At 46.1% G+C, this 9,592-nt stretch carries 7 protein-coding genes and 1 pseudogene; all 8 read right to left on the bottom strand.

Annotated elements, in window-relative coordinates; genetic code table 11:
• A pseudogene (locus tag B3M51_RS14450) lies at positions 1 to 117 on the bottom strand (phosphate transport system regulator PhoU); the annotation flags it as partial.
• A gap of 23 nt (positions 118 to 140) precedes the next feature.
• A complete protein-coding gene (gene pstB, locus B3M51_RS04400) occupies positions 141 to 983 on the bottom strand; it encodes a phosphate ABC transporter ATP-binding protein PstB (protein ID WP_292482761.1) in 843 nt (280 codons plus the stop codon).
• On the bottom strand, positions 983 to 2,650 hold the full coding sequence (gene pstA, locus B3M51_RS04395) for a phosphate ABC transporter permease PstA (RefSeq protein WP_292482763.1): 1,668 nt from the start codon (positions 2,648 to 2,650) through the stop codon (positions 983 to 985). The genes pstB and pstA overlap by 1 nt, the downstream gene beginning before the upstream one ends.
• Before the next feature lie 12 nt (positions 2,651 to 2,662).
• Positions 2,663 to 4,939, bottom strand: a complete 2,277-nt coding sequence (locus B3M51_RS04390) for an ABC transporter permease subunit (protein ID WP_292757089.1) — start codon at positions 4,937 to 4,939, stop codon at positions 2,663 to 2,665.
• A gap of 155 nt (positions 4,940 to 5,094) precedes the next feature.
• Complete coding sequence (locus B3M51_RS04385) at positions 5,095 to 6,051, bottom strand: PstS family phosphate ABC transporter substrate-binding protein (RefSeq protein WP_292757088.1); 957 nt, start codon at positions 6,049 to 6,051, stop codon at positions 5,095 to 5,097.
• A 141-nt stretch (positions 6,052 to 6,192) separates the two neighbouring features.
• Positions 6,193 to 7,482, bottom strand: coding sequence for a phosphate regulon sensor histidine kinase PhoR (gene phoR, locus B3M51_RS04380; RefSeq protein ID WP_292757086.1), 1,290 nt, complete (start codon positions 7,480 to 7,482; stop codon positions 6,193 to 6,195).
• A 12-nt stretch (positions 7,483 to 7,494) separates the two neighbouring features.
• Entirely contained in the window at positions 7,495 to 8,187 is a 693-nt protein-coding gene (phoB, locus tag B3M51_RS04375) for a phosphate regulon transcriptional regulator PhoB (protein ID WP_292482772.1), read from the bottom strand.
• Positions 8,188 to 8,268: 81 nt separating this feature from the next.
• Entirely contained in the window at positions 8,269 to 9,492 is a 1,224-nt protein-coding gene (gene arsJ, locus B3M51_RS04370) for an organoarsenical effux MFS transporter ArsJ (protein WP_292757083.1), read from the bottom strand.
• Between the last annotated feature and the right edge of the window lie 100 nt (positions 9,493 to 9,592).

Raw genomic sequence — 9,592 nt, 5'->3', positions numbered from 1 at the left:
CATTGCCTCCGAAACCTGTTTTTCGACCATACCACCCATGGCTAAAACGCGGCTGCGGATATCTTGAAGCTCTTTTTCGAACTGTTGCGAAATATGTTGTGATTGATTTGTAGCCATAAAGGATCTCCTGAACCTGCAGCCTAGCCGTAACGGCCGGTAATATAGTCTTCCGTTTGTTTTTTGCCCGGATTGGTGAATAACTCATCCGTGGCACCAAATTCGATTAATTCACCCATATACATAAACGCGGTGTAGTCCGAGACCCTGGCCGCCTGTTGCATATTATGTGTGACGATGACGATGGTGTATTTTTCTTTCAGCTCGTAAATCAGTTCTTCGATTTTAAGCGTAGATAAAGGATCCAGAGCAGAAGCCGGTTCATCAAGCAGTAACACTTCCGGTTCAATAGCAATGGCACGGGCAATCACCAGTCTTTGCTGTTGACCGCCGGACAGGCCCATTGCTGAAGATTGCAATCGATCCTTTACTTCGTCCCACAATGCAGCGCCTTTCAGCGATTTTTCCACGACCTTATCCAGCGTCTGGCGATCGTTAACACCTTGCAATCGCAAGCCGTAGGCAACATTTTCATAAATTGTTTTTGGAAATGGGTTTGGCTTCTGAAACACCATGCCAACTTTACGACGCAAGTCAGAGACGTTAACTGCTGGCGAGTTCAGTTCTTCGCCATCCAGCAGTAATTGTCCCTGAATATTGACGTTATCAATCAAATCATTCATTCGATTGAAACATCTGAGGAAAGTTGATTTACCGCACCCACTTGGACCGATAAAAGCCGTTACTCTATGACGTGGAATGGTCAGGTTGATATCTTTTAATGCCTGAGCGTCGCCATAAAACAGATTGAAATTTTTAATTTCAATACAGGCAGTTTCATCAGCCATATTCAGTTTCGGGCCACGATTCATTGACTCTATATCAATGCTACGCGCCGCGTTTTTTTGTTGATTGACTGCTTCCATTAGTTATCACTCGCTTTAAAGTTTTCACGCAGACGATTACGGATACTAATCGCCGTTAAATTCAACACTACAATTATCAGCAACAACAGAAATGCTGTGGCATAAACCAGAGGACGTGCCGCTTCAACATTCGGACTCTGGAAACCCACATCATAAATATGGAAGCCCAGATGCATAAACTGGCGATCCAGATGCAGATAAGGAGCAACAGAATCAACCGCTAACGCTGGCGCCAGTTTCACTACACCCACCATCATCAGTGGAGCGACTTCACCAGCTGCTCGGGCAACAGCCAGAATCAACCCTGTCATCATTGCCGGAGCCGCCATTGGAATAACTGTACGCCATAAGGTTTCTGCTTTAGTGGCGCCCAATGCAAGACTGCCTTCACGCATTGCCCGTGGAATACGTGACAGACCTTCTTCGGTTGCCACGATAACCACCGGCACAGTCAGAATAGCCAGAGTCAACGACGCCCACATCAAGCCGGGCTGACCAAAAGTAGGGGATGGTAATTTTGCCTGGAAGAATATTTCATCGATATTGCCACCAAGGAAATAGACAAAGAACCCCAGACCGAATACGCCATATACGATTGACGGAACACCGGCCAGGTTATTGACCGCGATACGAATCGTTCGGGTAACAAACCCCTGTTTTGCATACTCTTTCAGATAAATAGCGGCAATGACACCAAAAGGCGTGACGATAACTGACATAATCAATACCATCATCACGGTGCCGAAAATGGCCGGGAAAATTCCGCCTTCAGTATTTGCTTCGCGTGGTTCACCGGAGACAAATTTCCATACTTCATGAAAATAGTGCTGCAGTTTTTCGAGACGATTCATATCATTCGGTTTCACGACATCAACGATTTTCGCCATCGGAATGACCACTTCATCACCATTGGACATTTGCATGACCACCTGATCACGCATCAAAGCCTGGCTTAATTCGCTGAGACGGGTTTGTAATTTTGCGTATTTTTCATTTTGTACCGCTTTTGCAGCTTCAATCTCGGCATAGGCAGCATTATCTTCAGGAACGTTATCCAGCTCCAGCCGGCGCTCATCCAGACGCAAAGATTCGAGTGCCTGATTTATTTTGCCGATTTCGATCTTTTCAATATATTTGATTTCAGCAACCAGATTATTGCTACGTTCCAGCCGTTGCTGAAATTCTGGCCAGGCCTGTTCTCCATCGGCAACAATTTCACCTTGTTCCACTACCGATTGAAGGTAGCCGTAAAAATGACCCCATTCACGACGTTCAATAGCCAGAATATCTTCCGGATAGCTAACCTCACCCATCCAGTCTTTGTTTACCCAGCGGAAATCCAGACCGAATTGATCGCGGTTACCAATTTTCAGCAGATAACGCTCAACACTTATCTGCCCTTCTCTTAGCTGGTAATCAGAAGGCACCCTTTCCGCAGGGACAATTTCATGATCAACTCTTTCACCGATTAGAACCGTCGGCTCCAAACCAGGTTCGTTATATTCCACCGACATAATGTCAGCTGGCCAGAAATGACTGAGGCCACGAACCGCTATCAATAAGACCAGACCAATAACCGCGATCAGACTGATGGACACCGCCCCGGCATTAAGCCAGACCCACGGACTACCACTTTGATACCAGGATTTAAATGTTGAATTAGACATGCTGATCTCTGTTTAAAGGCTGCTATATTTCTTACGCAGACGCTGGCGAACCAGCTCTGCAAGGGTGTTAAACACAAAGGTCGCTGAGAACAGCACCAACGCTGCAAGGAACAGCACACGATAATGGGTACTGTTAACTGCTGCTTCAGGCATTTCTACCGCGATATTGGCTGATAAGGCTCTGAATCCCTCAAAAATATTGAAGTCCATAATTGGCGTATTACCGGTCGCCATCAATACGATCATCGTTTCACCTACAGCACGCCCAAGGCCGATCATGACGGCCGAGAAAATTGCCGGACTGGCGGTGAGTAACACCACTTTTGTTAAGGTTTGCCAGGGTGTTGCACCCAGTGCCAATGAACCGATGGTCAATTGCTTGGGCACACTGAAAATGGCATCTTCGGTAATCGAGAAAATAGTCGGGATAACAGCAAAGCCCATCACCATACCGACGACTAATGAGTTACGCTGGTCATAGCCGATACCGGTTGATTCCAGCCAACCCGGCATATCGCCACCAAATAACAGATTTTCCAATGGCAGACTTAATTTCATCGAAATAATACCAACCAGAATAACGATTGGAATCAAGATCGCTGCCTCCCAACCATCAGGAATTCGCTGGCGCAATGATTTAGGTAATTTGGTCCATAGCCAGGCGGTGAGCAATACCATAATGGGGGTCAGGATCAGAATACTGAAAACACCGGGCAGGTTGTTTTCCACCAGCGGGGCCAACCATAAACCGGCCAGAAACCCCAGAATAACAGTTGGTAAAGCTTCCATGATTTCAATGGTCGGTTTCACCACATTACGCATTCGCGGTGACATGAAGTAGGCGGTAAAAATTGCCCCCATAATGGCCAGCGGTACTGCGACCATCATGGCGTAAAATGCCGCTTTAATGGTGCCGAATGTTAATGGGGTAAGACTGAGTTTTGGTTCAAAGTCGCTGCTGGAAGACGAAGACTGCCAGAGATACTCAGGCTCGCTACGACTTTCATACCAGACTTTTTCCCATAAGGAATGCCAGGAAACTTCAGGGTGCTCATTTTCAATTTCATGAAACTGCGTTTCACCATCCATTGCAACCGTTATCAGACCATTTGCCCGGGGTGACAGGGCCATTTTGGCATTGGCGTCAGCCAGAATGTTCTCCACCAACAGGTTTCTCTCTGCTGTGGTGTGATAAATACCGATATCACCGGTATCATCCAACGCAACAAAGCCTTTACGAGCTTGTTCAGCCAGAATGCTACGGATGGGCGCTGTCTGTTCAGAGAAGCTTCTGACCCGCTCAATGGTGTAATTATTGTCAGCATCACGTACTGGAAACCACTGGTCAATCTGGCCGTCACTGCGTCCTATTAATATTGAAATACCGCCCGTCAGAAATTCTGCTGCCGTGATTTCAACATCCTCAGGTACTGCGCTGACCCGCTGCAGCATTCTGACATCATCTATGTTCTGTACGTCGTAATAGGCAATATCACCATCTTCGTGAATGACATATAACTCACGCTGATCGATATCTAACCGAATCTTGGATACCGGAGCATTACTATCCAATGGGATTTCGCGGTTTTCGTTGTCCAGTGTAAAGTCAGTTTCATCAAGAAAATTCACATCCTTGGTGATACGCGACATAACCAGTCGATTATCAGCTGTGAGCGCCACCAAGGTGGTGAGGTCATCATAGCTTTGAACCGTCAGCATCTGCAGCGGCTGTCCCTGTGGATCGACTTCGATCAGTTGTTCACCTATGGGATACTGGATTTCTGGTGTAATCAGTCGCTGTGTTCCCTGGGGATAACTGATTTTGTAGGCTTCCTGAAAGACTATCGCCTGACCATTATCCAGCCCATAAGCAAATACACCGGTGGAAGCACTACCTGCCGAGAAACTGCTGATAGAACTTTCAGCTGGAATGGGAAGATCAAAAGTCGATATTTCATCGCCATTATGCGCATTAAAAAAACGTAAATTAGCTTTTTCATCCAGCGATAACGCCACTTCATTATATTCATCCAGGGTCAGATGAACATTGTTGGTTGGCACTTGTTCAAATTGTTGTTCAGTACGCAGGTCAGCGCTATTGAACAATGGAATCACCACATATAGCAGATAAAAGAAGATCAGCACGATAGCGACAATCACCATGATGCCGCCACCTGTCACAACGACCCGGGCTAATTTATCTTTAAACTCGCGCCAATTCCGCCGACGACGGGCCGTTTTTGAATTAGCAGCAGCTATAACGCTATTTTCAATAGTTTGCTCAGCCATAATCTGATTTGGTTTCCGTTTAAGAAATACGCACGCAATAGGGTGATTGCTTAATTTTAATACTGCTAATCAATCTGCAGACAAATTGATTAACGCTATTAGATAAAAAAACCCCGCACATCTTGCAATGTGCGGGGTAATTTTAATTTGCAATATTACTTCAGCATTTCCATATATTTTGCTGCAGTTTTAGCTGGCAGTGGAACATAACCATCTTTAACAACAACTTCCTGACCTACTTTAGAAAGAATCATTTTCATGAATTCACGGTCAAGCGGTGACATTGGTTTGTTAGGTGCTTTGTTCACATAAACCCACAGGAAACGTGACATTGGATAGCTACCATCAGCAGCATTTTCACCACTTGCTTCAATGAAAGGTTGACCCGCTTCTTTCGCTAAAGGAACCAGTTTTACGCCTGATGTTTTGTAACCGATACCTGAATAACCCAGACCGTTGGTTGATTTGGTCACGCCCTGAACAACTGAAGCTGAACCAGGTTGCTCATTTACAGTGTTTTTGTAGTCGCCTTTGCACAATGCATTATCTTTAAAGTAACCGTAAGTACCCGATACAGAGTTACGGCCATATAACTGGATTGAACCCAGTCCTTCAACACCTAATTGTGACCAGTCGGTGATGTCTTCTGAATAACCACACTTACGTGTTGCAGAGAAAGCAGCATCTACTTGAGGGATGGTCATACCTTCGATTGGGTTGTCTTTATGAACGTAAACAGCCAGGGCATCGATTGCAACTGGGATAGCCGTTGGCTTGTAACCGTATTTGTTTTCAAATTCTTTGATTTCGCTGTCTTTCATTTCACGGCTCATCGGACCAACGTTCGATGTACCTTCAGTTAACGCAGGAGGCGCAGTTGAAGAACCAGCCGCTTGAATCTGGATGCTGACATTAGGATATTCACGTTTGAACTCTTCTGCCCACAAGGTCATCAAGTTAGCTAATGTGTCAGAACCGACGCTTGATAAGCTACCTGAAACACCGCTTGTTTTTTCATACTCTGGCAGGTTTGGATCGACGTCTGCAAAGCTGGCAGCGGAAAACGTCATTGCCAAAGCGGCGCCGTATAAAGCAAATTTTTTCTTGAACATGAGTCATTAACTCCTTGGGTTAAAAATAAGTTCCAACGCTTACCGCGTTGAGCACCCGAGCAGTATCGCGATTAACTGTGACAAGGATATGAAAGAAATATGACAATACTGTGACATGACCGAAAACAGTAGTCAGTAAGGCTAAATGTCTATTTTATCCATCACACTTTTGGCGGGAAAACAGCATTTAAAACTTGAACCCTCACCAATAGCACTCTGAATCAACAGTTCAGCTTTGTGTCGTTGCAACACATGCTTGACGATGGCCAGCCCCAGTCCTGTACCACCGGTTTCTCTTGCCCGACCACTATCCACACGATAAAAACGTTCTGTCAGGCGATCCAGATGATGCTGGGCGATACCTTCACCAGTATCTTTTACTTCAATAACGGCAAACTCACCCTCGATATGCCATCTGACATCGATCAAGGTTTCTGCTGGAGTATATTTGACCGCATTAAAGACCAGATTAGAAATTGCGCTGCGTAGTTCATCAGCATCTGCCATTAGCCATTTTTCACTCAGACAATGCAGGTTGATCTGATGTTGATGAAAATGTTCCAGTCGTTTGGCATCCTCCACCACGCTATGCAATAACTTGCAGATATCCGTAGGTCGGTGTTGCAAAGGCTTTTCACCGGTTTCCAGTTGGGATAATGCCAGTAGATCCTTGATCATCAGATGCATACGCTGACTTTGTTGCTGCATTACCGGTAAAGCCTGTTGCCAGAGCTCCTGATCACTTTCCGTGGTCAAGGTTTCCAGATAACCGCGTAACACCGTCAACGGTGTACGCAATTCATGCGATACATTGGCCACAAAATCACGACGCATACGCTGCAGTTTCTGTGTCTGGGTGATATCTCTGGCGATCAGCAACCTGTCCTTGCTGGCATACCGAACCACTTTGAATTCCAGCTGAATGCGATCATTCATCGGTGAAGCGGCTATTACAGCTTCTTCAGCGTCACCTTCAAGTTCCAGTAATTTTTGGAATGCCGGGTCGCGAACCAGATTGTTCACCCTGACCCCATTATCATGCGGCCAGTTGATACCCAACAAGGTCATGGCTGAGGTATTGGCCCAGCTGACCTGACCAAATTCGCCCATTACGACCACCGCATCGGGCAAAGCGGCTGTTGCTGATTGGAAACGTTTTAAATAACCGGTGAGCTTTTTTTTACGGCTGCTGTTTTGTGCGCGCATCTGTTCGATCTGCCGGCACACGTCATCAATCACCCCTTCGGCTTGCGGAGAGCTGTTTTTCTTCGGCTTATCCAGCCAGGCCTGCAACTGATTCCATTTGCTCTGCATCCAGAAAATGTAAATAAGCGCAGCGACAAACAGAAAAGTCATCATATACCCGACGACCAGTCCCACAAAACCGGCCAGACTGAGCACCGTCAGTAAACGCCAATAATCCCATTGCATCAGACGATCCTGCTATTCAGCAGAGAAACGGTAGCCGACACCGCGAACGGTTTGAACCAGATTGTCATGACCGCTGGGTTCCAGCGCCTTACGCAGACGACGAATATGCACATCCACTGTGCGCTCCTCTATATATACGGTATCGCCCCAGACAAAATCCAGCAGCTGGGAACGGTTATAGGCACGTTCGGGGTTTTTCATAAAGAAGTGTAGTAAACGGAATTCGGTCGGTCCCAGTTCAATGCGTTCACCATTCACCGATACCCGGTGGCTTTTGGTGTCCATGACCATTTCACCCATCTGCAGTTTCTGGGCATCATCATCTTCCATCGGACGACAACGACGTAAAACCGCTTTAATTCGCGCTATTAATTCAGGTGGAGAAAACGGTTTATTAATATAGTCATCAGCACCGACGCTCAGCCCTTTAACCATATCTTCACTTTCGCCTTTAGCGGTGAGCATGATCACGGGAATGGATGCTAAAAATTCATTGGCACGCAGCCGGCGGATAAACTCGATGCCATCAATTCCAGGTAACATCCAGTCCAGCAAAATCATGTCTGGTTGTTGATTTTTCAACCAATCCAGACCCGTTTCGCCATCCTTGACTGCTTCGCAGGTAAATCCCGCCTGGCGCAGACTGAAATTAATCATGTCACGAATGGCGGCGTCATCTTCAACCAGTAATACCGATATGCTCATATACGATTTTTTCCTGAACTATTTTTCTAAGAGTAAAGCTTAACGGCTAAATATGACAATTTGATAACAACGCTGAAAGCTTTATACAGGCTGAGGTTCACGCGGTAACATTTTTGAAATAAAACTGGCGACCAGAATCATTATGGCAGAAATGACCAGACAGGCTGCTAACCCGGCAACCTGATAGACCCAGCCAGATAATAACGTACCAAACAATCTTCCAGCGGCATTGGCCATGTAATAAAAACCGACATCCAGGGACACCCCGGCAGCATCAGCATATGAAACGATCAGATAGGAATGGATGGCAGAATTTATCGCAAAAATAGCGCCATAAATTAATAAGCCGACGGTTAAAGCAGGTATGACAGCCCATTCAAAATACACTGCGGCGGCAATCAATAACGGCAACACAAAGAGGGGTAAGGACCATAGCCAGACATGATAGCCATCAGGAGCGTTTTGCCTGGAAAAGCCAGTCAGTTTAGGCGCAAGCGCTTGCACAATACCGTAAGCAATAACCCAAGCCGCCAACAAACCACCGACATAAATGGGTGGCCACTGTAACTGAGCATGCAAAAACACGGGTAAGGCCACCACAAACCAGATATCTCTTGAGCCAAAAAGAAAGAACCTTGCTAGCGATAAATGATTCACCGGCGCACTCTTTGACCAGGTATCACTGAATTTTGGTTTATTTTTGGCTTTACCCAGATCGCGTTGCAACATGACAATGCTGAAAATCAACACCACCAGAAGCAAAACCGCCATAGTCAGTATGGCGCCACGAAAACCGATCCAGGAAAGCAGGGCCGCACCGACAAAGAAGCCAACCCCTTTCAGGGCATTTTTGGAGCCGGTAAGAATGGATATCCATTTAAATAAGGTTGATTGCGCGTTATCAGCTACCAGCATTTTAATGCTGGATTTGGCACTCATTTTATTCAAATCTTTGGCAATACCGGAGAGCGCCTGCGCTACCATGACATAGGCCACGGTGAGCCACTGCGGGTCCACCAGCAACATTGCTAATGCAATGACCTGTAATAGCAGGCCCAGATGCATGGTGACATTTAACCCTAATCTGGCGGCCAGCCAGCCACCGACCAGGTTTGTCACAATGCCGAAAAATTCATACAGAACAAACAGCATTGCCACTTCAAGCGGGCTGTAACCCAGTTGATGGAAAAACAATACCACCAACATGCGTAACGCACCGTCGGAAACGGTAAACGCCCAATAGCTGAAGGTCACTACCAGATATTGCTGAATCGCAATCGGCAATGCTTTAAGTTTATTCAGCATGTTCAAATCGTCCTGACAAATAAGCTGAAAATAATATGTCAGTTTGATGAAGATTTGATTACAGCATGATGCCTTTAATCATAAAGAAGATGCAGGCTGA

Source organism: Methylophaga sp. UBA2689 (assembly GCA_002354555.1).
Lineage (GTDB): Bacteria > Pseudomonadota > Gammaproteobacteria > Nitrosococcales > Methylophagaceae > Methylophaga.
Note: the sequence above shows the minus strand (reverse complement) of the source record. Positions and strands in the feature narration are given on the sequence as shown.